This window comes from Serratia sp. BNK-12 (assembly GCF_047456085.1).
GTDB lineage: Bacteria > Pseudomonadota > Gammaproteobacteria > Enterobacterales > Enterobacteriaceae > Serratia > Serratia liquefaciens.
The window spans coordinates 1,608,511-1,633,206 of record NZ_CP179896.1; the positions used below are offsets into that span (position 1 = coordinate 1,608,511).

The 24,696-nt window shown below is 50.2% G+C and carries 27 protein-coding genes and 1 pseudogene; 5 read left to right on the forward strand and 23 right to left on the reverse strand.

Going from position 1 to position 24,696, the window contains the following annotated elements; all coding sequences use genetic code 11:
- The first annotated feature begins 50 nt into the window (after positions 1–50).
- Positions 51–485: a winged helix-turn-helix transcriptional regulator gene (locus ACMGG1_RS07240; protein ID WP_197769050.1), complete on the forward strand. Its 435-nt coding sequence runs from the start codon at positions 51–53 to the stop codon at positions 483–485.
- 145 nt (positions 486–630) lie between these two features.
- Here the strand turns inward: ACMGG1_RS07240 and ACMGG1_RS07245 are convergent, their stop codons facing one another.
- The 21 genes from ACMGG1_RS07245 to ACMGG1_RS07345 all read right to left on the reverse strand — a co-directional run bounded on the left by ACMGG1_RS07245 (position 631) and on the right by ACMGG1_RS07345 (position 18,435).
- Positions 631–1,536, reverse strand: a complete 906-nt coding sequence (locus ACMGG1_RS07245) for a DNA-methyltransferase (protein ID WP_224251940.1) — start codon at positions 1,534–1,536, stop codon at positions 631–633.
- Positions 1,537–1,554: 18 nt separating this feature from the next.
- On the reverse strand, positions 1,555–1,680 hold the full coding sequence (locus tag ACMGG1_RS07250; RefSeq protein WP_256376340.1) for a hypothetical protein: 126 nt from the start codon (positions 1,678–1,680) through the stop codon (positions 1,555–1,557).
- Positions 1,673–2,476, reverse strand: a complete 804-nt coding sequence (gene mobC, locus ACMGG1_RS07255) for a MobC family replication-relaxation protein (protein WP_047740652.1) — start codon at positions 2,474–2,476, stop codon at positions 1,673–1,675. Before mobC ends, ACMGG1_RS07250 begins: the two co-directional genes overlap by 8 nt.
- Positions 2,477–2,484: 8 nt before the next feature.
- Entirely contained in the window at positions 2,485–4,221 is a 1,737-nt protein-coding gene (locus tag ACMGG1_RS07260) for a type IV secretory system conjugative DNA transfer family protein (protein WP_089575845.1), read from the reverse strand.
- 768 nt (positions 4,222–4,989) lie between these two features.
- Positions 4,990–5,292 carry a TrbM/KikA/MpfK family conjugal transfer protein gene (locus tag ACMGG1_RS07265; RefSeq protein WP_071844520.1) on the reverse strand — a complete coding sequence of 101 codons (303 nt, stop codon included), beginning with the start codon at positions 5,290–5,292 and terminating at the stop codon, positions 4,990–4,992.
- A gap of 60 nt (positions 5,293–5,352) precedes the next feature.
- Positions 5,353–6,372, reverse strand: a complete 1,020-nt coding sequence (virB11, locus tag ACMGG1_RS07270) for a P-type DNA transfer ATPase VirB11 (RefSeq protein WP_047740656.1) — start codon at positions 6,370–6,372, stop codon at positions 5,353–5,355.
- On the reverse strand, positions 6,362–7,666 hold the full coding sequence (gene virB10 / locus ACMGG1_RS07275; protein ID WP_047740658.1) for a VirB10/TraB/TrbI family type IV secretion system protein: 1,305 nt from the start codon (positions 7,664–7,666) through the stop codon (positions 6,362–6,364). Before virB10 ends, virB11 begins: the two co-directional genes overlap by 11 nt.
- Entirely contained in the window at positions 7,663–8,553 is an 891-nt protein-coding gene (gene virB9 / locus ACMGG1_RS07280) for a P-type conjugative transfer protein VirB9 (RefSeq protein ID WP_187143591.1), read from the reverse strand. Before virB9 ends, virB10 begins: the two co-directional genes overlap by 4 nt.
- Complete coding sequence (locus tag ACMGG1_RS07285; RefSeq protein WP_414161257.1) at positions 8,550–9,233, reverse strand: virB8 family protein; 684 nt, start codon at positions 9,231–9,233, stop codon at positions 8,550–8,552. The genes virB9 and ACMGG1_RS07285 overlap by 4 nt, the downstream gene beginning before the upstream one ends.
- Positions 9,226–9,366, reverse strand: coding sequence for a hypothetical protein (locus ACMGG1_RS07290; RefSeq protein WP_414161258.1), 141 nt, complete (start codon positions 9,364–9,366; stop codon positions 9,226–9,228). Before ACMGG1_RS07290 ends, ACMGG1_RS07285 begins: the two co-directional genes overlap by 8 nt.
- Before the next feature lie 88 nt (positions 9,367–9,454).
- On the reverse strand, positions 9,455–10,486 hold the full coding sequence (locus ACMGG1_RS07295; RefSeq protein WP_414161259.1) for a type IV secretion system protein: 1,032 nt from the start codon (positions 10,484–10,486) through the stop codon (positions 9,455–9,457).
- A gap of 71 nt (positions 10,487–10,557) precedes the next feature.
- Entirely contained in the window at positions 10,558–10,833 is a 276-nt protein-coding gene (locus tag ACMGG1_RS07300; protein ID WP_047740666.1) for an EexN family lipoprotein, read from the reverse strand.
- An 11-nt stretch (positions 10,834–10,844) separates the two neighbouring features.
- Entirely contained in the window at positions 10,845–11,573 is a 729-nt protein-coding gene (locus ACMGG1_RS07305; RefSeq protein WP_089575849.1) for a type IV secretion system protein, read from the reverse strand.
- A gap of 22 nt (positions 11,574–11,595) precedes the next feature.
- Positions 11,596–14,343 (reverse strand): VirB3 family type IV secretion system protein, encoded by a 2,748-nt coding sequence (locus ACMGG1_RS07310; protein WP_414161260.1) that lies wholly within the window; start codon positions 14,341–14,343, stop codon positions 11,596–11,598.
- A gap of 11 nt (positions 14,344–14,354) precedes the next feature.
- A complete protein-coding gene (locus ACMGG1_RS07315) occupies positions 14,355–14,633 on the reverse strand; it encodes a TrbC/VirB2 family protein (RefSeq protein ID WP_047740671.1) in 279 nt (92 codons plus the stop codon).
- Complete coding sequence (locus ACMGG1_RS07320) at positions 14,630–15,274, reverse strand: lytic transglycosylase domain-containing protein (protein ID WP_047740672.1); 645 nt, start codon at positions 15,272–15,274, stop codon at positions 14,630–14,632. Before ACMGG1_RS07320 ends, ACMGG1_RS07315 begins: the two co-directional genes overlap by 4 nt.
- A gap of 72 nt (positions 15,275–15,346) precedes the next feature.
- Positions 15,347–15,568: a hypothetical protein gene (locus ACMGG1_RS07325; RefSeq protein ID WP_040206867.1), complete on the reverse strand. Its 222-nt coding sequence runs from the start codon at positions 15,566–15,568 to the stop codon at positions 15,347–15,349.
- 427 nt (positions 15,569–15,995) lie between these two features.
- Positions 15,996–16,205 carry a TraR/DksA family transcriptional regulator gene (locus ACMGG1_RS07330; RefSeq protein WP_047740676.1) on the reverse strand — a complete coding sequence of 70 codons (210 nt, stop codon included), beginning with the start codon at positions 16,203–16,205 and terminating at the stop codon, positions 15,996–15,998.
- Positions 16,195–16,782, reverse strand: a complete 588-nt coding sequence (locus ACMGG1_RS07335) for a DUF2857 domain-containing protein (protein ID WP_047740678.1) — start codon at positions 16,780–16,782, stop codon at positions 16,195–16,197. Before ACMGG1_RS07335 ends, ACMGG1_RS07330 begins: the two co-directional genes overlap by 11 nt.
- 61 nt (positions 16,783–16,843) lie before the next feature.
- A complete protein-coding gene (locus ACMGG1_RS07340; RefSeq protein ID WP_032936812.1) occupies positions 16,844–17,029 on the reverse strand; it encodes an AlpA family transcriptional regulator in 186 nt (61 codons plus the stop codon).
- Between the two features lie 599 nt (positions 17,030–17,628).
- Positions 17,629–18,435, reverse strand: a complete 807-nt coding sequence (locus ACMGG1_RS07345) for an AraC family transcriptional regulator (protein ID WP_040206914.1) — start codon at positions 18,433–18,435, stop codon at positions 17,629–17,631.
- A gap of 76 nt (positions 18,436–18,511) precedes the next feature.
- On the opposite strand from ACMGG1_RS07345, the gene ACMGG1_RS07350 reads away from it, so the two are divergent.
- The 4 genes from ACMGG1_RS07350 to ACMGG1_RS07365 all read left to right on the forward strand — a co-directional run bounded on the left by ACMGG1_RS07350 (position 18,512) and on the right by ACMGG1_RS07365 (position 22,085).
- Positions 18,512–20,551, forward strand: a complete 2,040-nt coding sequence (locus ACMGG1_RS07350; RefSeq protein WP_414161261.1) for an FUSC family protein — start codon at positions 18,512–18,514, stop codon at positions 20,549–20,551.
- Positions 20,541–20,756, forward strand: coding sequence for a DUF1656 domain-containing protein (locus ACMGG1_RS07355; RefSeq protein WP_004899298.1), 216 nt, complete (start codon positions 20,541–20,543; stop codon positions 20,754–20,756). The genes ACMGG1_RS07350 and ACMGG1_RS07355 overlap by 11 nt, the downstream gene beginning before the upstream one ends.
- Complete coding sequence (locus tag ACMGG1_RS07360) at positions 20,753–21,616, forward strand: HlyD family secretion protein (RefSeq protein WP_012539941.1); 864 nt, start codon at positions 20,753–20,755, stop codon at positions 21,614–21,616. The genes ACMGG1_RS07355 and ACMGG1_RS07360 overlap by 4 nt, the downstream gene beginning before the upstream one ends.
- Before the next feature lie 112 nt (positions 21,617–21,728).
- Positions 21,729–22,085, forward strand: coding sequence for a helix-turn-helix domain-containing protein (locus ACMGG1_RS07365; protein WP_414161262.1), 357 nt, complete (start codon positions 21,729–21,731; stop codon positions 22,083–22,085).
- 573 nt (positions 22,086–22,658) lie between these two features.
- Here the strand turns inward: ACMGG1_RS07365 and ACMGG1_RS07370 are convergent.
- A pseudogene (locus ACMGG1_RS07370) lies at positions 22,659–23,577 on the reverse strand (hypothetical protein).
- Positions 23,578–23,812: 235 nt separating this feature from the next.
- Positions 23,813–24,619 carry an SDR family NAD(P)-dependent oxidoreductase gene (locus ACMGG1_RS07375; protein ID WP_086523357.1) on the reverse strand — a complete coding sequence of 269 codons (807 nt, stop codon included), beginning with the start codon at positions 24,617–24,619 and terminating at the stop codon, positions 23,813–23,815.
- Between the last annotated feature and the right edge of the window lie 77 nt (positions 24,620–24,696).

Consider the following 24,696-nt stretch of genomic DNA (forward strand, 5'->3'; position numbering starts at 1 on the left):
TGTTGAGCCACTCTAGCAATTCATAACAGGCTAAAAAAGAAGGTACATGCATGATACTGGGAGCTAGTGAGATGGTTCGGGAAGAGATTCTTCAGTATTCGCAGGCTGTATGTAAGGGTCTGAGAGACGATGATGATGGTTTGCGGCGGGAAGTGCTGACTCATGCAGGAAGTCGCTGGTCGCTGGGTATCGTCAACACGCTTGGCGTTTATGGCAGACTGCGTCATGCCGAGATTGGCAGGCGTATGCATGGAGTGACTCAGCGTATGCTGACGCGCACATTACGGCAGCTTGAGCGTGACGGACTGGTTATCCGCCATGATTTCGGTGAGGTTCCTCCGAAAGTCGAGTACGAGCTTTCTGATACGGGGATGGAGCTGCTTGTTCGTATGATTCCGCTATGGACCTGGATTGTCGAGAATGCGGATCGTTTCAGGGAAGACAGGCTTAAATACGACAAACAGAGCAGCATCCCAAGTTCTTAACAAGTTTTCAGGGTAAATGGTAACTTTACTTTGTTCAAGATCTGCTTCTGGCACAAAGCTGTCTGTTAGGTTAGGTTATGGCCTTGAGCCATAAAAATGTTAGCTCAAATCTTCGCTAACATTTTTAGAGGCATTTTACCCGAATTCAATTGTCAATGTGTATTCCTGCATCGCCAGAACGAGCCATGGTGCTACGTGCTGCCGCAATACGCCTGCGAGCAATTTCCACATAATCCGCTTCGCGCTCAATACCGATGAAACAGAAACCTTCCATCGCCGCAGCTTTACCGGTACTTCCACTCCCCATAAAGGGATCAAGTACAGTGCCGCCTGGGGGAGTAACCAGGCGGCAAAGGTAACGCATCAGCTCGGTGGGCTTTACACATGGATGATTGTTACCCTCACCACGGTCTTTTTTGCTGGATTTTGCACAATAAAAGAACCAACTGGCGCTGCTAATTTCTACCTGCTGAGGGTTATCCCGGAACCAGGCAAGTACTGCATCACTGCCATCATGGATAAGATTGGCAGGCCATCGGCCATCAGGGTTTCCTTGCCTGGCGATATCCCCAGCACCTTTATTTCTGCCTTGCCACATGTGGTTAGGATCGGAACCTCCCGGGCCATTTGGATAATCATAGGGTGATTCTCCTTCTGCCAGAGGGATCCTGCATTCACTGATGTTCAGAACGCCGGTACCATGCGCGCATAGATTCGATTCTATAGACCAGTTGAATGACTTACGGGCAAGGGTAATCGGCTCCAGTGCCGGTTTTAACGCATGGTGAGATTTAGGAAAGCCCGAACCGTATACCCAGCCCAACATTCCGTCACGTCCAAATGTCGCGTCCAGTAATTTGAGCTGATCCGGCGACAAACTTTCAATGAGGGCCTGAGCAATGTTGCTGGTTTCGTAGAGAAATACGATCATGTCACGTATTTCAAAGCCCGCATCCTCAATACGCGCTGCCATCCGGTGTTGAGTTCGGGATCCCGAGAAGGACAGTAGATGACCACCGGGCTTGAGTACGCGCAGACATTCTTCCCAGATGGCTTGTGAGGGAACATCTTAGTCCCATGTCTTACCCATGAATTTAATACCATAAGGCGGGTCGGTCACGATGCTGTCCACAGAGTTGCCCGGCATATTGCGCAGTACGTCAAGGCAGTCGCCATGAGTCAGAATATCATGCATGGCGTTCCCTCCCTTCATCATCACCGACAGATGGGGAGGGGGGCCCTTGTTTATCCTTGACACTATTTTCCAGTTCATCGAGGGCGCGGAAGATAAACATTTCTCGGTTCTTCACATCAAATGGAACAGGAACGCTCTTTCTCATCACCGTCCTGATGCTGCCAAACAGCCTGACCAGCGACTCCTTAGTTTTATCATCCGGCATAACATATATCACGTAATGCCAGCGTCCGGCGTCGCTGGCGGTCAGATGACTGTTAATGATGCTGATGTAACGGGCGCGGGTTTTCATCGTTCGCTCTGTTTCCACTGCAACGATGGCACCGCTGCTTAAGGTAATAATGCCGTCCGGTCGGTGCCGGACGCCTGGGTATCGCGACATAAATTCTCCCCGGTCGCCGTTAAGCCAGCCTGTGCCACCTTTTTCCTCAAGGGCGATCCTTACCCGCTGGTTTAACAGTCGATGTTCCAGCGTCGAGTTTTTGAGTTTGCCCGGCTCAAAATAGGCGGGGAAAACCCTGTCATTAGCGCTAACCACCATTGCCAGTCCCTGCATGGTGATCCCCCACAATGATTTTTTCCCGGTCAATACTGGATACTCATGTTTATTCAGGAGACCCATTGAAACCGCTTTATTCAGCAGGTTATACATCGCATGGTTATGTTTCCCTTTATAGCCAACAACTCTTTTTAAGGTCTGGAAATCAGAGAACGTTTCCTCCTTGAGAAAATACAGCAATGCCCGCATTCTCCGTTTAGCGGCTTCATTTCTTTCAGCAACGTTATGAATAAGCATTGATAGCCTCACAGGTTAATGGAGGGTTTATGAATCTGATTTTCTTTTTCGGTATGCGGCGGGTTTTTATGTTCAAATGAAAACAGGTCGATATATTGCTTATTAGCTGGAATGTGGAATAGCTTGGTTGCCTTCGCCAGATCGTTCTGGGTAAAAACAAAACCAACAAATTTGGGGAGGTTAAGCAACATGTTGCTGTCTATATAATATCGTTCAGCCTGGCGGATCATCCTGTCCGTTTCCATCTTCTCCGTCAGGGATATATCTGTTTTAACTTTTCTCATTTCATCGTCAACCAGAATAGAGCCTGTCATCCTTGCCACCCAGTCGGCGGTGTCCGGATCGCGAAGGCGATAAACAAGCATAAACTTGCAGTTCTCAATCACCGAACCGGCAACGGCATCACCCTCCAGATCTGCCGGACAGTCATATAGATCTTTTACCGACTGGTGAGCCATGATGATATGTACACCTTTGTCCCGCGCTGCGCCAAGTCCCTCAAGTGCAGGGCGGGACAGGTGATACTTGAGTTCATCAAGGAAAATAGCGACAGGACGAGGTTTGCCTTTTATCCGGTCACGCGTTTCGGCTATCTGAATCAGGCGGGTTAAAATCATTCGCTGAGCCGATATGATTTTCTGATTACGCATCGAGCCGATGATGTAACAGCAACCGCCCTCATCAAATATTTTCTTTAGTGAAAATCCCTTATTGGCATTAATGGAATTCACTAAAGCGATTTCTTCAAGCTCGCCATAAAAAGCAGGCACATCTTCACTGAGGGATTTCACAAAGTCAGTGTTAAATAAGTCGCGTAACGTCATTCCCTTTTCATAAATAGCTGCCGCATTTCTGGCTGCGCGACGGTCGGCGATACGGTAAAAGTCAGCACCTTCGCCTTTTTTACCCAGGCTGAAACCGGCGTTAAACAGCTCCTCCAGTTGTTCATGAGAAATATCAGCCAGTAAATCAAGCTGAAAATTAAGATCATTCAGGTTAATAAGAACAAATTGTTTTCCCGCTTTCTGACAGGTTTCCCGCAAAACATGTGGTGCCCACTCATCATTTTTAGGATCTTCGACAAATACGCCTTCACCTGAAAGTATTGCCTGATAAAGCAGTACACAGGCACTGACTCCTTTACCAGAGCCAGTGGTGCCGATAAGGTCTGCGTGCTGAGTTTGAAATTCTTCGGGGGTGATATATTGCGGCTGATCATCTTTGTCCAGCCCGATAAAGATACCGTTATTCAGGTCAATATAATCCAGCGGATTATACGCAATGCTGTTAGGCAACATGTCCCTGACTTCACGAACATCCGTTCTGACATTTCTTTCCAGTTTACTTTTTTTAATCATCCGGTGTTTCAGACTGTCGACTTCTCCGGCCAGCAGCCTTCGGGCAGTAATATGAAAAGCCAGACCGGCAAGCGTAAATCCGACAGTCAGTATCCAGAGTGATAATCTGAGCAGGATGTCATTATCGAGCGCTTTAAAGAAAAAACTCAGCCCCTGAATGGTCAGCGGTGACAGAGTACCGAATATGAAAAAGAAGGTGGATACACCCACTACTGATTTTAACCAGAAGGGGGCATTTTTTCTTTCTTCTATTGGCAGGTGAAATATAAATGGCAGCGTCAGCCCGGCAAATATGGACAATATTACCGGGTTGTGTTGCAGCCACAGCAGAAAAACAGAAAAGGCATCCGAAAAGGCATTCAGCCTTTGCATCAGATGAGTTCCCATTGCAGTGATCTCCGGTCTGATTTCGGTGTGGCGGGCGCATCATATGGGCGTCACCGATGGACGTAAAACCCCACGCCCATACGCGACGCTCATCGATGACGCCCATAAAAGGATGAAAAGCACTGAACGCCTCCGGCGCTCATGCCCGTTATCCGCGCCTTCAGATACCAGCCGACCCGTGGTCGTCAGTCCCCTGAAACGCCCGCATGACGGGCAACAGCGTGTTTCCTTTGTCCTGGCTGTACGCCCTGACAGCCGAAAACATGGGGGCAATGTCTTCGCTGAACGCTGCGTCAAATCCCCCAAGGTCAAGGGCGGCACACCGTCGCACGCTACGCGCGACCACCCCCTTTAAGACGGTCGCTTTCGCCTTTTTCTTCCCTTTGCTTGTTCCTCGCAGCGGGAATAAAAGGGAAGCTGACCTTTAAAGAGGGTGGTCGCGCCACGCTACCGGCTTTGGGCCGGAGACTTAGCCGCGACGGTGTGCGGGGCTGTGCCCCCCGGGTAAACCGCTGTCGTGGGCGACAGCTTTTCGCTCGCCGGGGCGGCGAAATTTATCCGGCTCCCCCCGGCCTGCAAAATCCGCGTGGGCGCGGCTGTTTGCAGGTGAGGCGCGGTGCCTGAATTATTTTCGCTCCTTAACCCGCGAAAATATTTCTGTCCGCTGCCTCATTTTTACGGCCCCTGTTTCTTCGCTCCTTAATCCGCGAAAAACAGAAGCCGTAAAAACCTGAAAACCGTCACGCCCTTGCGCCCGGTCCGCCAGTATTAACCACGAACGCGGCCATATTTACTGATAATCTGGCTGATAGCTGCCGGGTTTGCTGAATCACATTCAAGTAAAAACGATTTTCTGGCATCAGCCGTATGGTCAGGAAGAAAGCCGTGTTTATTCTTTTTCACGATATTAAAGAATGCCCGTTCAGCGGAGTGACATTCACTGCCGCCGCTGTTTCCCGTTGTTTTACCGTACATGCATAAAACCACTTCGCATGCATCAGCGGCCATTGCGGATGTTGAACATGACGCCATAACGCCGAGAAATAATAAGGAGAGTATGACTTTCTTCATTTCAGTGACCAGTATGATTAATGAAAGGTTGCGTATTTAGGGTAATGTTATTTACCAGAGTTATTTTCTGAATGTCTCTTTCATGCCATTTAAATGAACTGGCTTAAAATAAATATCATGCATCCGGCGAATATCACCGTGTATATCAATGCTGACGATGACATCAATGCTTTTTAGTACCTTGCGTAACAGCACATCAAAAGGAATATTCCGGCAGTCGGGGTTTTCATAGCAGCGGTCAATGATCCCTTCAATACATTCTTCCGGGCTGCCCGCATGCAGGGAGGTGATTAATCCCTCATGCCCGGAACCAATAATTTTCAGCGCGTCCCATGCCTCTCGCCCGCGAATTTCCGCCAGCAATATCCGGTCAGGGTTCATGCGATAATTAGCACGGATCAGTCTGCCGGGCGTGACAATGGCGTTGTCCCCGGCATCCGCCGGGTAAAAAAGATGAACATAATTGGCGTGGTGATGAAAACGGATTTCAGGATTATCCTCAATCGTTATCAACCGGAGATGCAGCGGAATATAATGCAGCAGCGTTTTCATATAGGTGGTTTTGCCGGAGCCGGTTTCACCCACAATAAAAATCGTTTTGCCGTATTCCACCGCCTTTTCCATAAAACGGGGGATGTTCCCGCTTTGATATAACTGAACCAGTGCATCATCCTGGCTTTCCGTTTTCTCCTGACCAGCCACACGCTGATAAAATCCTGCATCAATCCATGACTGATGTGTTTTCTGCTCAAACGAAGGCTTGCGCAGCGTAATGGATACCGTATTACGCTCACAGGCCGGGGGAATAATCGTCTGAATACGTTCGCCGGATTCGAGAGTGGCCGACAGTATCGGTGACGTATCGTCAATATTATCGTCCTGCCAGGACGCCAGCGCTCTGGCAAAAGCATGACACTGACGCAGCGTGACCGGGGATTCATGCCGCTGCCATGCCCCCTTTATTTTGGTGTGCAGTTCCCCCGGTCGGTTAATCGCGATTTCGGTCAGCCCTTCGACTGGCAGATAATCACCGAACAGCTGATTTTTCATAAAATCCAGTGACAGGTTTTCAGCGCTCATACCATTTCTTTTTCAGCCGTAGTTGATAAACAGAGGAAAAATCAATATCCGTACCGGTCATGATGCCGATCACATCGCCCTGGTTCAGGTACATCGTGGGCGGGATACTGATGCTGTTTTCCAGCGTCGTTTTCGCCATTTCCGCCGTGGCGGCACGGGTGTTTTCGGTATAGTCGGTATTGCGGTCTTTACCCGGCGCGGCCTCTGATGCCGCTGCCGCCACGTCCTGCACGGTACTCAGCATCAGGGCGTTGCCGAAACGCTCCCAGAAATGGCTGTCGATCCAGCCCGCGATCCCCGCCTCACCGAGCGGGCCGGTGGCCTGCGTATCGGTGAGCGGGATTTGCAGGCTGCCGGGCTCTGGCGTGCGCAGCTCCGTCCACAGCACAAACATCCGGCTGCGCCCATGTTGCAGTGCGCCGGTGCGGTAGACACCACGGGCGACCGTTCCTGCCGGGATCAGTTTCACATGGTTACTGGCGCTCCAGACATTTTCACCGATCAGGCAGGAGATATGACCGCCAACATCGGACACGAAGCGCCGCATCATCGAACACGGAATATAGTGATCCACCGGGATATAGAGATCGGGATCAAGGCCCAGCCGCCTGACACCGGTGACGCGGGCAACGCCCGGATTGTCGTTGTTATTGCTGCCTGCCGGTGCTGTCGTATCCGGGCAGCGCAGGCGTCCATCTTCGCCACTGACCAGTACCGACTGACAGGATGTGTACGCCGTGGAGGCAGACAGGCTGTCCGACGTTCCCGCGCTGTTGCGCGGTTCGCTACGGGACGTGTAGGCATTGCCGCCAGCCGTTGTGCTGCTGTTCAGCCCGTCTGCAAGCGCTGCAGCCTTGTTCAGGGCGGGCGGTTCCGCTGGCAGGGCTGGTCCGGTAGTGACGGTCTGACGGGCCGGGTCTGCGCTTTTCTGCCTCCCTGGCCCGAACAGGCCAAACGGGTTACTGTCCATGCCCAGATTCTTACGCTCCTGCTGCACCGCCCCGGAGGAGGGCGGCGGCGCGGTGTCAGATTCTTTCTCATCACCCCTTTTCAGGGCGCTGAGAAGACGATCGCCACCGGATGCCAGCGCGATGACCAGGACCAGACTCAGCAGGCTGACGATCAGCGTGCGGCGACCGGACGTCTTACGGAAACGGGTCACTTCCGGCTGGCCGGGCGGCGTTTTCTGCTCCGACTCCTGATATGCCATTGCCGCGCGGGCGCGTTCGCGGGCTTCTGCTTCACGTTCTGCGGTGGTTTTTTTCGGTTCGTCCGGGAAAAATTTGTCGGTCATTTTGCCTCCAGCGTAACGGAGGGTGAAACAGTGTCACTGTTGGTCAGCGGGATACGCCCGGATCCGTCGTTTTCGACCCCCACCACCGAGGTGCCGTAACGCAGAACCAGCTGCGTCGATGCCGGAACCACCACCACGGTGTAACTGCCCCGTTTAACCGTTCCGGGCGTGACCGCCTGCTCCTGGCCGTTAACCACCCGGAAAACGGAAGGCAGGGTCTTCGTGGGGGAAAAACCGATATACGCGAAACGACCGTCATCCCAGGTAAAGTCCGGGGCGATGAAGGCTGAGCCTGCTGCCACCCGTTTTGTATAGCGCCAGTTGCGCGGAGTGGTAGCCTTCCCGAATGCCGCCGCTATCCGCTTGCGGTCCAGTGTTTCCTGCTGTCGTTGCTGACGGGTGGCGCTGGCAGCGGCTGACTTTTTCCTCTGCTCATCGGGATAGCGGTAGCGGATAACAAATGCCTGAACGGGCGAGTCTTTATCCAGCACGTTCAGCTCCAGGCTGTAATCGCGCTTCGAGGTCACCACGAACAGATTGGTTTTCCAGTCTTTTGCCGTCGGCAGAAACACCTGGCTGACGGTGTTGCCGCTGGCATCCGTGACCGGCTGGGTAATCGGGTTCGGGCTGACGCCCACCCGGTTATCGCTTTTCGTCACGGTCCAGCCTCTGGGAAAACCCGCCTGCGCATCGATAACGGTTTCATCATCGTCAAACACCAGCATGGTGACGTAGCCGGGGCGGGTACTGACGACCGTGGCGTTCTGGCTGTTGTACGTGACGTTCTGCATCCGGCTGTCATACGCGCTGCCGCGCGGTGTCGCGGAGCTCCATGCCACACATGACACCAGTAAACCCGTGAGGAGCAGAATGTATTTCAGCATCATTCCCCCCTCAACTCTTTGTCGCGCTGGTAGCTGGTGACGATAAAGCCCAGCGGGTTCACTTCGCGCTGGCTGTCGGTCAGTTGCCGGTGCGGGACGTAGCGGTATGTGAGGCGGATATTCCAGACATCCGTTTTCACGGAATTATCAGCAATACGGCGGATAGTGCGCTTGATACGCAGGGTTGCCAGATTATCCGGCCCGGTGGCAGGCGCATGCACATTGGAAATAATGTCGATATCAACAACATATTCCGCCTTGTTAAAAATCACGTCCGGTGCCTGGTCACCGTTAAACCCGTCCAGATAGTCCCGGTTCACACTGTCGCTGTTAAATAACTGCACGTCGTCATAATCACGCTGGAGGGAGAAATAATTATATCCCTCGCGGAGTCTGACATAGTGTGCTGCCAGTGAATGCGCCAGTGCCTTTTCAGACGAAATATCCCGCTCCTTCACGCGGGTCATATATTCATAGCGCCCGGTCTGTTTATCCACTGACCATAATTCAGTGTCGGTGGTTTTCAGTGGCAGCAGAATAATAATGGCCGCAATCGGCATTGCGGCCAGAATCAGTCCGGCAGCGGCCACCCGCCAGGCGGTTTTTCGGGAACGCTCTTCCTTTTCCAGCAGGGTGGATTCAAAAGAGCGGGAAACATTAACAATGTTCTGAATATCAGACATGGTGAGTGAGCTCCTGAATGATGGTGGGGGAATTTACCGGCTCGGGTTCGCCGGATACCGGCGGGAGGTTGCCCTGATGCTGTGCGCAGCCCGTGAGCGCGCACAGCATCAGAAGGAAGATGCTGAATTTCATGGAACCCCTTATCGTATGGATGCAGGAATGCCGCACCGGTGGCGCAGGCCACGGCTTGACGGGGAAAGGAAATTAAGGGTCGGGAAGATTAACGGTGACGCTGCCGGTTCAGGCGTTTCATGCTTTCGATGGCGGCGGCGCGTTTCTGCCAGGCGCTCACGGTTTTACCCGCGCCTGCGCCGGCGAGCCTGCCGGCCGCCGCGGCGGCGGCCATGCCGCCTTTCGCAGCCAGGCGGGCTCCGCCCTTTACCCCCGGCCCGGCGAGGTCGGCGGATTTGTTCGCCAGTCCGCTCAGGCCACTCATGGCGGCACCCTGCAGCACTGCCTGTACGGCGGCCCCGCTGAGTGCGCTGGCGAGCTTCGCGGAGAACCAGACCACCACACCCGCCACAATCCCGGCCAGCAGGCACTGCGCCGCCAGTGTTACCATATTGGTTTCAGCGGATGTTTTTGTTGCAGCATCCAGTATCTTATGCAGGTAATTAATGGCGATACGGATGGATAAGGCAGAAAACATGATCGTTAACATTGCCGCGAAAATTGTTCTCAGCCAGTTATCGAACATCGGCTTAAGAAAACCGTACAGCAGGCAGAAAATAAAGAGCGGCGCGGTGGTCGTCATTAACAGGATGGTGATTTCGGCGAGCAGATTGACAAAGGTGGCTGCCATTAGCAGGACAATAGAGCCGCCCCATACCAGGACTTCGGCAAGGCCACCATTCAGTTTGACGTAAGTTGAGGTGTCCATATTAAATAACTTTTGCCCCAGCGCCTGTGCCTTTTCCCAGACGGTATCGAGCAGCGCCCAGACGTTATCATCGCCGCTGATACCGTCTTTGAGTCCCTGGATAGCCGCTACCGCCATATCCAGCCAGCCATCAAGATTTAACGCAAAGGTGGTGATCAGCAACATGCGGCCCACATCCCAGGCGACATCTTCAACCGGGGTCCGGAGTTTGCCAGCCAGCGTCTGATAACCGCGAAACAGTATAAACAGGGTAAAAGAGCTGACGATGATGACGCTGATCATCGTGCCGTAAGTGGAAGATTGACCTTCCAGTACGGCATTCAGTCCATCCATGATGTTTTTGTCCATACCAACAAAAATGCCACCGGACATGGTGCCTCACCTGATATATAAAGAAAGGATATAGAAAACAGGGAGGACTCCCTGTTTTGCTGGAGGAAAAATTACTGTGTCACTGCATTTCGTTTTTCAGCTTCCTGCTGAAATATCGCCTCGAATTTCTCCTTAACCCCGGGCTGGCCTTCCTGTGCAAACATAAGTGCTGCCCGGTGGGCAAATTCGCAGTTATCGCTTGCCTCACCATCCTTCAGGCATTGCGTATAAACCACATAAGTTTCGTCAGGATGCTGCTTATACCAGGCTTCGGATTTGGTTTCCTGGCAGCCGGACAGTAATATCACGCCTGAGAGTGTGTATAAGGTGAACAATGATCTGAGCACGGATAACCTCCTTATAAATTATTAAGGTCAGCAACAGGAGCCGTTAGCTGCTGCTGTTCAAAGGCTTTCTGTCTTTGCTGTTCCAGCAATGTCGTTCGCTGTTCAGCCTGTCTGACAGACATCTCCCACTGATTCGTCAGCGCATTTAACTGTACGCTTTTCGCCGCGATGGCGTTAGCCAGATCCTGAGACTCTTTCGAGTCCTGCGCATTCGATATACGGTCAGATAAGTCTGATATATCGCTGAGTGTGTTGTTTATCCTGTTTTCAACGTCAGTGGTATTCTCAATCGCCATTGCCTGATTGAGGATCATCTGTTTGCAACTGTCGGCCAGGGCCTGAGACTTTATTCCTTCCTGTTCCTCGCTGCATACGCTGAATGATTTGTATTTATTGTAAAGGTTTTGCAGTTCAGCAGAATATGAGCTGTTTTGCGTGGTCAGCAGATCATCCAGTGAAATACCGCTCTTACGGAGATTATCAATATCGGTTTTCAGGCTTCGGGCATCGCTGAGAAAACCCTGAATATCCCGCACGCCGGTTGCAGTAGCTAACTGTTTTTTATACGCATCAAGTTCACTTTTATAATGGGTAACTGTATCCTCCCATTGCTGTAATTTCTGCATCCACTGGTTAATGGATTCGGTATTCTGCACGGCGTCGAAAACCGGTATTCCGGCGCTGAACGCCTGCGTCGGGAAAAATAACGATAATGCCAGAAAGGTGTATCTGGTACGCATATCAATGACCTCCGTATGAATATCAGATTGCCCGCTCAAGGAAGGTTTCTTTCCATTCATCAGGTCGCATGCCGTCCTGATAAATGGCATCGAATATTTTCAGGTTGTCCTCACTGCCGCTGAGGAGCCGGGTGAGTTTACCCAGCCCGGACAGATCCATTTTTGCCATCGCCACAAACGGGCGGATTTCCCCGGCCCGCAACGGTGTTTTCAGGATGACCATGTAATGCTCGCCCGGATCCAGATTCCTGACCGTGTCATAAACGCTGTCCGGCACTTTCATTTTTTCCACGTAATCCGCATGACTGGCCTTCGGGTTGGCGAGGAAAATCTGGGTGCCGCACTGTTCAATAATCGCCGGGGCGATGGGATGTCTGACGATTTCATCCGGTGACTGTGTTGCGGGGACGAATATGCCGTTCAGCTTGCGGATAACTTTCAGCATATTGAGCGAGAAACGGGAAAATTCGACATCGGACAGCCAGCGCCAGAACTCATCCATAAACATCACCAGGCGGCGACCGTCCAGCAGGCTGGTCACGCGATACAGCAGGTAAAAGGTCACGGGGCCGCGTATATCGTCATCATCCAGAAATTCGGTGCCGTCGATACCAAAGTTATCGACATCGCTGATGGTGAAAGTATCAGCCTCGTTATCAAACACCCAGCCGAACTCGCCCCCCTGCGCCCACTGTTTCAGGCGAATACGCAGCCCGTTGGTGCGGGCGTCTGTGGTCGGCGGCTCCGGCAGCACTTCCAGCAGCCGGGTGATCCCGAACCGGCGGTACTCCGACGGATAGTCCAGCATGATGGTGTCAACGGCGGCACTGATCCGTTCCTCATCGCGTGGATCGAGCGGCTTACCGTTACGGCGGCACAGCATGCGCACCAGCCGTTTGATGAAACTGATGTTCCGGCGGGTTGGCTCCAGCGCAAACGGGTTGAATCCGGTGGGCTCGCCGGTACGGATGCGGAAATAACGCCCGCCCGCCTGGCGGATCGCCATCTCCGCCGCCCGGTCCTTATCGAAATACACCGTGGTCAGCCGTTTGAGGGTGGCAGAAGGCGCGAATGTCGCCGGGTTGCGGTACTTCTGCATCAGTTGTTGCACGACCGTCATCAGCAGGGTTTTGCCGGAGCCGGTTTTCCCGATAATTGCCGTATTCCCTGGCGTTTTCTCACCGGTGTCATCCCGCCCGGCCTGGCTGTCGTGAAGGTTCAGGTAATACCCGCCACCGCCGGGCGATGTGAGGATGGCGATGGCTTCCCCCCACGGATTGCCGCTGCGTTTGTGGGGATGGAAGTTATGCAGGCAGGCCATATCGGCAAAATTCTGGCTGCTGACGGCTACCAGTCGGGGACGCAGCGTATAGACGCCCGGCAGTTGCGCCAGATATGCGGCGGGCAGTGACAGGGTGGAGAGCGTCGTCATAATACCCAGATCGGCGAAGGGCTGGGCCAGAACGTTAGTGTCCTTCACCACCTGTCCGGCACTGTCTGAGGAGATCAGCAGGGAAAAGTGGAATTTACCGCACGACACATGCCCGGACTGGAGCAGGTCGCGCAGGACAATCAGCTCTTCGCGCTGGGAAGTCGCGTCGTCGTCCGTGGAGTTAAGTCGTTTTTCCGCCAGCCGGATATGATTCTGCGTCTCATCCCGTGCCATGCAGGTAAAGGACTGCGTCAGAACATACTCGCTTTCGGCGTACAGCAGCGCATCCAGCATACCAGTATGGGTTTCCGGGGAATAATCCTTAATCTCCAGGCTGCGGAAGAAGCGGGAACCGCTGACCGTCTGGCATTCACCGGTGTCGGTGGTGAAAAAGACGTCTGGCGTACTGAGCGTTTCATAAAATGGTGAGCGCGTTACGGCCACTTTCTGCCACTGGCCGGTAAGCAGACGATGGAAGAACGCCAGTTGTGAGGAATACACCCGCCCGTTTTCTTCATATATCCCCAGCGGCGTTGCCATATAGCGGGATAATGAAGATTCCAGTGCTTCGCGGTATTCCAGCATGATTTTGAGCGCGTCATCCAGTGCTGCCTGGCGTTTACCGTACGACTGCGCTTTCATGGTTTTCTTCTCAATCTGAGAGAACGGCGCGTAGCAGACGGTGAAAAACAGTCGGTGCCGCCAGAACGGTTTTTCTTTTACCGGCTGGTAATACCGCCGGGTCACGTCATCGGAAAAGGGAATACCCGAACAGGCTTCAAAAGCATCATGGTATTTTTCACGAAGCCGGTGAATATAGAATGTTACCGGCAGACCCTCATACGAACGAATAACGTTATTCAGGTGCGTAGCCATCAGGGTCAGGTGATGTTCGTCTTCACATTCAAAGACCGTGCCGCCCAGCTCCCAGGTGGCAACCAAATCACGGTGACGATTTCTGATGACGTAGAGGTGAATATGGGAGGAATACGGAATATATTTATCCAGCGTAATACGCTCGCTTAATTTCATTTTCTGAATAAACTCCGAGATATCAACGTTATCGTACTGGTTTGCCAGCAGGGCATTCGCGCCAAAATGGGTGTTGGTGAAAAGCCGTCCACGGGTTTTAAATGCCAGCCAGAGCAGACTGAAATAATGAATGTCCTTTCGGGTTTTATTTTTCATTTCCGCCCAGGCAGGAATGAGCAGAACCGCCAGGTAATAGCTGACATAGACCGCCAGCAGGACGATGGCCCCGCTGACGAGAACGAACGGCACCAGAGGAATACCCATAATGGCGGCAGGCCGCGTAAGCGCTTTATTCAGCGTAGCCATCGTTGTCTCCCTTATGACGCCCAGTAGGCACCGAAGCCGGATGCACCGACAATCAGGATCGCGCCGATGATGACGTTACGCATGTCGTGCAGGCTCTTGCCGTCGAACAGCACCTTGTAGCCCACCCACATGGTCGCCAGCGTGATGGTGACGGCGGCCAGTCCCAGCAGGCCGGTCGAGGTATTGCTCAGTGTTTCATTGGCCTTGTTAAAACCACTGTCCGCCGCCAGCACCGGGGAAGACAGCAGCACGGAAGCAACAGCGGAGTAACGGCGTTTACGCATGATCATTTCTCCTCATCAGGGATAACAGGGATAGCGCCGCGAATGACGGAACCGGGATAATGCAGGGAAGTCAGGATCGGCGCAGTGGCACCGGCAGGCTCGCCGCGCAGCACAACGGCGGGATAACGGACAGACGGCTGTGCGTTCCGGTCAGGGGCACGCAGCCGGTCTTTCCGCGTGGACGGGACGACATAGCCAATGCGCTGCACGTAGCTGGTCTGGTTAAAGGCGGATTCCGGCCGCTGGCCGGTTTCAAAGTTGCCGGAGTAGTAACAACTGAGCGCCCGTTTCAGTGTTCCGCCGCGCCGGTAACAGTCGGCGAGAATGCGCTCAAATACCGACAGATTGATGCAAGGGTTAAGCAGGTCGCTGGCCGTGACGCCGTAATGGCGGAAATTGATGCTGGTGATTTGCATAAGGCCGACCGAATAGCGTCGGCCCTGTGCAGCCAGCTGTCTGGTGAGGCGGATCGCCTCCGGCAGACTTGTGGGGAAATGTGAAATCACGCCCCGGCTGTCTGGCAGAATTTCAGCAATGGCGTAAGGGTGGAAACCGGATTCGACCCGTGCGACATCAAGCGACGTGGACGGGTGAATACTGGCGGCGCACTGCACCGCCAGTGCCAGAAAGGCAGTGGTGGAAAGCATGCTGGCCTCGTAACAGAGAGACCGGCGGCTTATAGAAAAATACGCCGCCGGGGGAGAAGAAGAGAAAATGGATTAAGCGGCAGAGGCATCCTGTGAAATGTCACTTTCTTCTCTCGGTTCAAGTAGCACCAGTCTGCCGGAGACGGCAATACCGGGTATCAAAACGATATTCAGACCGGGCTTGCCGTTATGTGCGAAGGCCACGCCAACTTTTGTCCAGTACGTGTTTTTTTCGCCCTGAGCATCGGGCTGGCTTTCCTGGGTAACAAAGACGTGATAAACGGGTTTTCTCATGGAATTTCCTTTAATTAAAAACAGTAAATGAAATAAACCAGCCACATCCCGGTTCTGCATTCCGGTTTTAACGGGTCAGCGAGAACATTCAGCGGCACCCTGAATTGTGGTTACGTGACAGCCCGATCCATTTTGTTAAAGAGCAATACCCGGCCCGGACGAATTAACGTCCATCTGGGCAACCATGCTGTAATGGCAATTTCAGGATCGGATATTTAGCACAGGATATAAACGAAAAACTCAAAATAAAAAGAAGAGAGATTAATAAATGGAAAATTTAAGATGCTATGAGAAGGATAAAAGTATAAAAGTATAAAAGTATAAAAGTATAAAAGTATAAAAAGGAAAATAGAGACTCATTTAAATTTAATGAGAATGATAAGGACGTGCAGAGAAATAATATCTTCGCACGTCATTGTTGCCATGATTAACGTTTACGGCGCTCAAGTTTTTCCTGACATTCCGTACACGTGGTTACGCCCGGCAATGTCTGTCGTCGCTTTTCAGGAATGGGTTTACCGCATACACGACAGTGGAGTAATGACGGTTCTGACCCAGGTTTAAAACGATTCTGTTCAATCATCTCCTCCAGTCGCTGCTCATTAAATTCCTGATCGCGGTCGATCTCATCCGGCATGTGGCGTCCTCCTGTCAGCGGCAGCGTCCTGTTCGCACAGTGCGATACGTTTCCAGACCATGGTGAGTGATAGCCCTTCGACCTTACGCTTCAGGGCTTCCGTTACCTGCATCATGGCAATCAGTGCGTCAGGCGATTCGAGGTTGCCCACCCGGCACTTCTGCCATTGCCGCCAGATCTCGGCATCTGTCTCTTCATCCGGCTCAGGTGTACGTCCATATGGCACGCTGACACCCAGCAACCGTCGCTGAAGGCAGACATCATTAGACGTCAGGCCAAAGTAGTGGTTGAGCAACGCGATAGAACCGCCCAGCCGGATAGCCCGGTTAATCTGCTGCTGCTGTCGGTATTCCTGTCGGGCCTGCGCCAATAAATGATGCAGAACATCATGGCGGACACTGACCGAAACAAAGGGAGCCGCCGCCCGGCTGACAGCAAACAGTTCATCGAGTGATAACTGATTAAGAGCATTCATTTCTTCGAACGTGAATCCGAGGGACTCACAGTGACGAATATTGCCTTCTTTCAGAGCGTGCAATGCATCAGTTAAGATGGTGTAATTAATTAATGGAATCATTCTGTTATCTCCTCAAGCTATATGGAAAAGTTGAGCAAATAAACGGACATTTTTAACTGATCTAACGTCCGGCTAACTTAAGATTGATCCATTCATCAATTTCCGATTCGAGCCAGGCCACACTGGCCGGGCCAATTTTTATTGAACGTGGGAAAGAACCATTTTTCATATACAAGTAAATTTGAGAGCGTTTCAAACCGGTTTTTTCTTCGACCTGTTTTAAACGTAATAACTGATGTGATGTCATTGTATTCTCCTATTGTGGAATGACTGGTGCATGTCCAGAGAAAATAAAAGAACACAGCAGTAAGCTTAGGAAAAGCCGATAGCACCTTATTACTGATGGGAAGATCCTTAGTACGGTTTTGTAGTGAATAAATAATACGTTATTAGTTGTATAAGGATGTGGAGAAGGATAGTTGTGCTGCTGTGTAGTTTTCAGCGTTTCGCTGCTGCAATGGTGTCATGGCTTAGCGTGATAATGAGGACAATAAAAAGATGCGGTTAAATACATTCATTGTGAATTTCAGTCAGGGGGACGTTACCACTCTGGTGGTAATGCGCTATGAAGCATCGCCATAGAAGTGTTCTGTGTGGTCGAAACATATATGCTCAACTACTTCCTTAACACAATGCTGAATTGATTGTGCTTCCCGATCATGTATAGACCGATCCAACAGATATAATACCGTCCTTTGATTCTTGTTATCGTTAAGGCGGCTGAGGCAATAAAGTCCTGGCTGGAGGTTCCATGCGGTAAAGATTCTGTAGTGTGATCCCCCGCACAGGAAGACGGATATGGCAGCTCTATGACTCACCTCTGGTTTCTTGGAAAACTTGATGTCGCTAATTATCGGTTAAGTGTGCGCTTGTTTTCCGTTCGGCAAAATAGTGTGCTGGTGTACTGCCCATGGTTTTTTTGAACATGGTGATAAACGCATTAACCGATTCATACCCCAGATTAGCTGCAACATTCTGAACCGAAACGCCGCTGGCCAGTTCCCGGAGAGCAATTATCAGTTGCAGTTGCTGACGCCAGCGTCCGAACGTCAACCCGGTTTCGCGCAGCATTAAACGCGCGAGAGAACGCTCGCTAAGCGCCAGTCTTTTTGCCCATGTTTTGAATGTGCTTCGGTCATCAGGTTGACTGACCAGAGCATCGGCCATGGCGCGGATTTTAGGATGCGACGACACAGGGAGGCTCAGTTTCTGCTGAGGCATGGTGGCTAATTCATCAAGTGTTACTCTGGTCAGTCTGGCTAGATGGCTTTCTGGTGGGTATCCGACGCCCTCGTGGGTTAAACGGGCAATGAGTTCTTTGATCAGACCAGAAATGGCCAGAGTGCAGCATCGCTCCGGCAGCTCGGCGGCTCCAGGCTCGATAAAAAGATAGTTGAGATGCGCATTCCAAGTAGCTTTTGCGCTGTGCGGCACTCCCCCAGGGATCCAGACGGCACAATCAGGCGGCACGATCCAGATATCATTTTCGGCGCGACAAATGACCGCTCCATAGAGGGCAATAATCAATTGCCCTTTGCGGTGCGTATGCACAGGCACTTCGGCCGCGTAATCGACAAAATCCAAATGACGCGCGACTGCGGGGCAGGAGGTGGTATCCGGATCGAACAGCGTATTGGCGAGTGGGGGCAACATAGATTGGCAACATTTAGGTATTTTTTGACAGAATAGAGTATTTAAGTGGATATGCAAGCCGGTAATAATTTCCGGCATGAAAAAATTAACGCGAGTTACTTTCATTTTTTTACACACGATATGCCATCGTCTTCGCGGTATGGCTTCTTCTTCACTACTGAATGATGCGAACGCTCTGCTCTATTCGGCGAAGAGTTTTACCGCTGCGATGCTCGCATACTATATTGCATTATCAATTGGCCTAGAGCGGCCTTCCTGGGCAATTATCACCGTATATATTGTTTCCCAAACCTCCGTCGGAGCATCGCTAAGCAGAAGTTTGTATCGTCTGGTGGGAACGGTAATTGGCGCTGGCATGACGGTATTAATTGTACCCACGTTCGTGAATTCACCCGTATTTTGCAGCGTGATACTGGCAGGCTGGATTACATTCTGCCTCTATCTGTCCTTGCTGGAACGTACGCCCCGGGCCTATGGTTTTGTCCTTGCTGGTTACACTGCGAGTCTGATTGGCTTCCCTGCTGTATCCGATCCTGGCGCGATTTTTGACATCGCTATCACTCGGGTACAGGAAATCATGATCGGTATCTTCTGCGCGGCACTTATTCATCGCTATGTATTGCCCGCGCGCATCTCAGGTCAGTTCAACAGTAAATTATCGCAGACGCTGCTCGCGGCGCGACAGCGTATCGCAGAGACTTTAACAGGCAAACCCGATCCTGTTTCCTCGCCGCTGCATATGGCACTGGCATTGCAGTTCCTGCAGGGCATCAGCCATCATATCCCTTATGATTTTGCGTTCTCTGTACCGGTCCGGCAAGCGAGAAAAAGGCTTCATGACAGGCTTGCGCGATTAGTCATTGTTAACTGTGAGTTACGTGACCGTTTAGCGCTGATAGCGAAGATACCTTTCGATGTGCAAATTTTAATGGATGATGTTGAGGTCTGGCTGGCCTGCAAAGATGAAGGAAAATTTAAAAGCGAGGGGGAAGCGCTCAAAAAACGCAGTGAAAAATTACTGCAGCGCTATGTCGTACATGAGTTGACGTTTGTAGAAGCACTGCATGTAAGTTTTATGCGCTACCTGACAGAGGCCATTGTCCTCGTGCAGCAGTGCTATCGTCTTTCGGATGCCATTCATCACGCGAATCAGATGCCTGCGCACTCAGAAATGAATAACGTGAAAGGGTATGTATTCCACCGCGATCCTCTTACTGCTGCCCGCACCGCATTGGGCGCTTTCACCATCATTTTGAGCGGCTGCATGGTGTGGATTTTCTCGGCATGGCCTGATGGCGGTACGGCAGTATCTATCCTTGGCGTTTGTTGCACACTGTTTGGCAGCTTCGATACGCCTGCCCCGCATATTGTGAAATACATCATTGGTTCCCTCTGGGGAGTTGTGATAAGCCTGATCTACAGCTTCGTTCTCCTACCGCAAGTCAGTGATTTTATCGTGCTGGTAGTGGTTCTAGCTCCGGTATATCTGCTTGCCGGATCGCTCCAGGCACGGCCGCCCACTACTTTTATGGCGATGGGGATCACACTGACGCTGCCTATTTTGTGCGAGCTGGGTGCTCATTACAGCGGGGATTTTGCCGTGGCGGTGAATACCTCTATCGCATTATTTTCTGCAACTGGCTTTGCGGTATTCAGCATGGGCTTTCTGCAGACTGTGCAGGCAGATGCGGCAATAAAACGCCTGCTTAAATTATGCCAGCGCGATATTAACCGCAGCGTGAAAGGTGTGTTGAATACTGATGAAACTCTCTGGATCAACCTGATGATCGATCGGGCTGCGTTGATACTGCCGCGTTTGCCGCGCAGCGGACAGTCATCAGAACAGGCATTGAATCATCTTTTGCACACCCTGCGTATAGGCCTGTGTGTAATGCGATTACGCCGATGGGATGCGCATGCAGACAAAGAAATAAAAGAGGTTCTCACTTGTCTTACACACTCGACGGATATTAACACCTTACTTGAACGGATTGTCAGCCTGACTGAGCGTAGCCTGTCCGTAGCAGATGAACTATCGCGGCATCATGTTAATCAACTGGTTGATCTGTACTGCGCATTAAGCACTCAGGAAATGGAGCATGCCGATGATCAATGATTTCAATATTGAGGGCGTTTTTGTACCCGGTCTACTGTTAATTTCCCTCGTCGCGCTCACCTGTACGCTATTACTCGTGCAGCTTTTCTCGCTAAGCAAGGGTTACCGTCGCTTGCCGTTTCGCCCGATGATCGATTTTTCCATCTTTATTATTACTTTTTACCTGTTGTTGCAGGGACTGACCGAACTGGGGTTTTTAAAATGAAATCGTTACTTTCTCTACTGGGCCGCTATTTGCTGACGCTCAGCGCTGTGGCGGTTGCTACGCTTTTGGCTTTTATTCTCTGGAAACATTATGTGCAAACTCCCTGGACCCGCGATGGTCGGGTTCGTGCGGATGTGGTCCAGATTGCGCCGGATGTCTCTGGACCGGTTCTGAATGTGGCCGTCCGCGATAATCAGTGGGTTAATCGGGGCGATGTGCTCTATTCCATTGACCCGCACTGGTTGAGGTTGGCAGTGGTCAGCGCCCAGGCTGATGTTGAGGCGAAACGTCATGAAATGCTGATGCGCCAGGATGCGGCGAGGCGACGCTCTCAGATTAAAGGGGTGATTTCCAGCGAGGATTTACAACAAACAGCCAGCGCAGCAAGCGTCGCTGCGGCTAATTACCACGGTGCACTGGCTGCGCTGGACCTTGCAGAGCTTAACTTATCGCATGCTATTGTTCGCTCTCCGGTTACGGGCTATGTCACACATTTGCGGCTTCGCCCTGGTGACTATGCCACAGCGGGAGAAACTAAACTTTCCATCATTGATGCCAATAGTTTTTGGGTGGTTGGCTATTTTGAAGAGACTAAGTTGCAACATATCCGCACGGGAAATACTGCACACATTACGCTGATGGGATTTAAGCCGGTGATCACGGGGCATGTTGAGAGTATCGGGCGCGGAATAGATGATAACAATGACGAGACCGGGGGGCTTGGCCTGCCTAATGTCGAGCCAACCTTTAGCTGGGTGCGGCTCGCGCAGCGTATCCCGGTTCGGATTCATATTGACAGATTGCCGGAGGGAGTTGAATTGGTGGCTGGACTGTCTGCGAGTATATCCATCACACCATAATAAAAAGTATGGTTTCTATTGAGGATTTATGCAGAACTTAGGGATTGTCAGCTCTTGAACTATATGCCTGATGAAAATGTATTTCTAGTAGAGTAATTCTAAGGTTTCGGTTATGAAAAACAGAAAAGATTTTGTAAATGACTTAATTATCTGGATAAGCAAAAATATAGATATGCCACTAAAAATTGATGATGTGGCTATCAGGTCCGGATATTCAAAATGGCATTTGCAGAGACTGTTTTTTTCTGAAACAGGGCAGAGCCTGGGAGGTTTTATCAGAGAGAAAAAATTATGTCTTATTTTAGAGGCTGTTATCACAACAAATGAACCTTTGATAAATATCGCGATGCGATTTGGCTTTGACTCTCAGCAATCATTAACCAGGGCATTTCGGAAAAGGTATAATGTCCCACCGCACCGGTATAGAAAAAATGCCGTAAATATTAAAAGCAAGTCTTCTAGGGAGTAAGGTAATTACTCGTATCATAAGGATGAGTTTTTAAATCGTTAGTAACTATCTGGATTACGGACGGGTTCATCTAGTAATCATGGTCTTAGTACCTCAGTTATAGATTTGTTGAACGAAATGAAATCACTCATTTATTTCATTGTAAATGAATCTAAGTCTTTCTGTGCAATGTATGTTTTCGTGTTTTTACATGTGTAATGTATTGGTGAGTAAGTTTTGGATTCATTAATTGGAATATAATTACGAACCCATGTGTGTATTTAATGGTTGGATAAAATAAGGTTAATCTATTTTGCGCATTTTGGATTCGATCGAACCTATGCAGGTCGGCTAAATCCTCCTTGAATAAGGAGTGGTTTTTATGTATATGTGGGGCTGTGAGCATTTAAGTACTGTTTTGTTTTTACATTTCTAATGCTTGGTAATTGATGATATGTATTTATACCCGTAATGCAGAAATATAATATCCCTTGAGGTGACAAGGAAAAAAGAGTCAAAAAAACTAATTATGTCCGTATTACTGATTTTAGAGTCCTTAATACGGACATTTGGGTTTGGTAAAATTCACTTGCGTCAATCCGACATTGATGTGGGGGAACCGCGTACGAGTGCAGTTTTTAACGTATCACCACTGAGCCTGTCGGTAATGCCTTCGTCAGATGCCCATTGTTCGAAAATAGATAGTAGTTTGTACGGTTTACTAATTAATGGACGGATGACTTCATTGTTTTTACAGGCCAGCCAGAAAAAACGAGATAGTGGTGTTGATATTCGCGTCGCAGATAATGGGGGCACTCTGCTATTGGTTATGATGTCAATGACTTTATCAAGTTCAGCATGTCGAATAACAAACCAGGCATCGCGAGGTAAAATATGAGCCGGGAAATACTCTTTCCCCAGGTAGTTATTTATCCTCTTTGAGAATATATCTTCATGTACATCTGGTGAAATGTTTTTAGGGAGTTGCATAATTTTTTGTGTTATTCTTTCTTCCCATGTCATTTTATCGAATAGTTGAAATGGTTCTCCTTGTAAGCTAACTGTTATGCCATGATTAAAATCAATAGCTCCTGTTACAGGTAATGGTATTTTAAGAGATTGGGCAAGTAATTTTTGTACTAGAACATATTCATATCCAATCAATAGAGTGTCAATAACTCTCTCTGTGGGAATGATATATTTCCCAGTAGTGCTAACAATAAAATTATGTCCTTCAATAAACGCTTTTTTGTCAAGAAGGCATAAACGATTTATTGATGACGTATCAGATGGTCTGAGCCTTACTTTGTAGCCCGACCTCTGTATTTTTCGTAATGTAATTGGCGACTGAAAGTAAATAGAGAGATGAATGCTGCCATGTAATGCATACCTGTAAATGTCACTTTTTTTTAATTTTCAGTCCTTTTTTATTTATCACTTCGACTGCTTCACGGATAGTCAGCCAGTCAGGCGAACTATAGTTTGTATTTGATAGTGTTTGTTTTTTTGACATAGTGGTTTGCCTCTATTTCTATTTTTTTAAAAAAATACCATGAATTTTCCAGTGAGATTAATTTCATGGTGCGGGATCTATTACGTTATAATATTTGGGTTATATTGACGCGGGGGCTTCTTAGCGTTTCAGCCCCCCATGTCCGGCCTCATATTTCGCAGTGATTGAAAAGAAGAACAAATATCAGGTTAAACTAATTCAATCCTCAAACATTATTTAAGTTGAATGGAAGACATTACATAAATCTGTCTGCTCCGCCTGATGCTTCAATTGTCTGTCCAGTAACAAACTGATTCCTCCCAGAAAGTAGGAACGCAGCAATTGCAGTAATATCTTCAGGAAGTCCAAAGCGGCCCACAGGCGTTTTCTCTTTACCCAGTAATGCCATTACCTCTTCGTCTGTTCTGTCAGCTAGTTCAGGACGACGATTGCGAACATTCGGTAGCATGTTCTGCGCCCAGTTATCCGTCGCGACAGCACCCACTCCGATCGCATTGACCAGAATGCCATCCGGAGCCACGCTAAGTGCTAAACTACGGGTCAGGTTGTTGATAGCGGCGCTCAGTGCGTGTGAGACGGTAAGTTGCGGATTAGGGTAGATACCGCCAATGGATGAGATATTGACAATACGCCCCCAGTTTCGTCTCTGCATCCCGGGGATGATTACCTTACAAAAACGTCGCATGGCGGAGAATTTGGTCTCAGTCATTATCTGCCAGTCTTCTTCCGAAGTGGTTAACAGCGTGCCCGCATGGGCTCTTCCGGCATTGTTCACCAGTAAATCAATACGCTGAAAAACCTTTTCCGCTTGTTCAACCACTAAAGAAGGTAGTTTGGGATCAGTCACATCCCCGGCAATAGGCAGCACCGAAACACCGTATTTCTCTGAAATTTTTTTCGCAGCAAGAATCAGCTCAGGTTCTCGTCTGGCCACCATGATTAAATGCACACCATTCATGGCCAATTCTTCACAAATGCTGAAACCAATTCCGGTACGGGCTCCAGTTACCAGAGCCACTTTTCCAGTCAGTTTTAAATCCATTTGTTGCTCCTCAAGTTAAGCACAGTCAATAACATGAGCAGTATTAGTAACAAATCTCTTTTTCAGGAGCTTGTGCA